Origin of the sequence: Winogradskyella vidalii, assembly GCF_013403955.1 — a bacterium.
GTDB lineage: Bacteria > Bacteroidota > Bacteroidia > Flavobacteriales > Flavobacteriaceae > Winogradskyella > Winogradskyella vidalii.
In genome coordinates, this window is record NZ_JABFDG010000032.1 from 1 (window position 1) to 2,200 (window position 2,200).

Here is a 2,200-nt window from a genome sequence, read left to right on the forward strand (position 1 = left end):
AAAACTATTCCAGGTATAGGAAATAAAACCGCAGTAATGCTATTGGTTTTAACCGATGGATTTGATCGTTTTAAAAGCGGTAGCGAATTGTGTAGTTATGCTGGATTAACCCCTGTAGTTAGAAAGAGTGGGAGTAGTGTAAATGGACGGCCTCGTATCAGTAAAATAGGAAATCAGAAACTACGTAATCTGTTATTTATGTGCAGCTTTAATGCTTGTAAATACAATAAAGCATGTCGTGATATTTATGAGAGAATAGTAGCAAAAGGAAAGAGTAAAAAATTGGCATTGATAGCGGTGTGTAATAAACTATTAAAACAGGCTTTTGCTATAGCAAAATCAGGTTTAATATATGATGATACATATAGAAGTACTTTAGTGAAAAATTAGTGCATTTTTACTTGTTTTTTACCACAGTACTTTGTTAGCAAACGTATTTAATTATCATAATATTCAATGTTTGTATTAATATCTAACCAACCCTTTCTTCGTTCTCTCGTTATTCTATAAAATGAGTTGGTTTCCTGATTGATATTTTGATATTGTACCGTTTTATGCCTTGGAAAAATGCCAACTTTATTTTTTTTGTAAAAATAGACTAAGCCATCTTTAGGGTTATATGTGATAGATTTATAATTAATAGGTAAAATAACTTCATTTTTAATTGTTTCTGGAAAATATATAAAAGGATTTGTTATATCAGCTATTGTGTCATATTTAGAACTGCCATATTCATATTTGTAAATACCACTTCTGTTTCTCCTTGTGACTATTAGGTAATTTGGGTTTATAAATTTTTCTCCTGTAAAATTACTGTTACCATCCCGATAGGTTATATTTGAGTTGTTAAGGAAAGTTATTACATCTCTTTTTTTTACGCCTTCTAATTTAAAATCTTTTCTTTTGCCTTGATTAGAAAAAGCACTACCTTTTATTCTTTTTATGATATGTGATTTTTCATATTTATCATATTCAACTATATATTTTTTATAAGAAACTGTTCCGCACAGTGAATATGATTTTGGTGGGAATTTATCAATAATTTTCAATTCAGAATCATAATAACTAGCTCCTTTGTTAGTCAAAATTTCTAAACCACTTCTATATAGATAAGCACTTTTAACGGAGTCAATTTCTATCTTTTCATAATAGGAATTGAAAATATCAATTTGTTTTTTATTTTTACCAATAATGAAAAACTGATTATGCATAATGGTATCGTATTCCGCTTTAAGTAAATTTTCGTTAAACGTATTTACTAATTCATAGTTGTTATTTTTGTTTTTTAAAAGAGTGGCAAACTCTTCATAATCATACCTTTCGAACGTTTCTAAGTAATTTGTTTTGTACAGTAAAGTTTTTTTTACACTGCTTATTCCATCATCATCAGATATTAAATAGTCATTCTCTATTAAGGGAAGGAATAAAAACTCTTGAGAGTCTCCATCATTTAATAAATAGATATGCTTATTATTGCCTAAATCTAAGTCAATAGTCGTAAAGTATTTTGCGTTATAAACTCTCCATTTTTCTTCATTGTCAGTCTCTCTATAAGTTCTAGAAGAACCTATACCACCACTAAATTCTTTTTTATTAAAATAAAGTTCTTGAATAACTGAGAGTGATTTGTTTATAAATTTTAGAATCAATTTATTTGTGTCTTCACCGTACTTAAACCAATTATTATTAATCTCTATTTCATATTTTAGTAAGTCATTAATGTTTGTTTCTTTTATCTGGTTTAGATGTAATATAACATCATTTTTAGCTAGTTTTATTTCTTCTAAAGTTACAATATCGTCTATATTATCATATTCTAAGTCAGTTGAAATAAAAATATTATCAAAGTTGTCATTAAATTCTAAATAAACTTCTATAAATTGATTTATATTTTTTTCTTCAAATAGTCTTAAGTTTATATCATCTTTATTATAAATTATCAAATCAATATTAGTTAAATTTACAGTTTGCTGAGAGAAACAAAATTCTGATTTCATTAATAAAACTAAAAAAATGAAAATCAGTTTTAAGTGAATGTTCTTCTGTATCATATGTTTGCTAACGTGTTTGTGTATGGTTAGTTGCGTGGTTTAGCAACTAAGTTAGCAAACTTTTACGAACCCGTGAATATTCCGCAGGAATATTCGCAAGTAGAGAAGAACAAAGCAATTAATTATACACGGTGTTAGCAGCAGTTTTT

The 2,200-nt window shown here is 27.2% G+C and carries 2 protein-coding genes; one reads left to right on the forward strand and one right to left on the reverse strand.

Annotated elements, in window-relative coordinates; genetic code table 11:
- A partial coding sequence (locus tag HM982_RS18310; protein ID WP_179354731.1) for a transposase occupies nt 1-390 on the forward strand: 390 nt, incomplete at its 5' end.
- Nucleotides 391-437: 47 nt separating this feature from the next.
- On the opposite strand, the gene HM982_RS18315 is transcribed toward HM982_RS18310, so the two are convergent.
- On the reverse strand, nt 438-1,997 hold the full coding sequence (locus HM982_RS18315; protein ID WP_179354766.1) for a hypothetical protein: 1,560 nt from the start codon (nt 1,995-1,997) through the stop codon (nt 438-440).
- Nucleotides 1,998-2,200: the final 203 nt, after the last annotated feature.

Excerpts from the sequence above, each read along its gene's own strand:
- HM982_RS18315 (WP_179354766.1), bottom strand. The coding sequence starts at position 1,997 with ATGAAATCAGAATTTTGTTTCTCTCAGCAAACTGTAAATTTAACTAAT.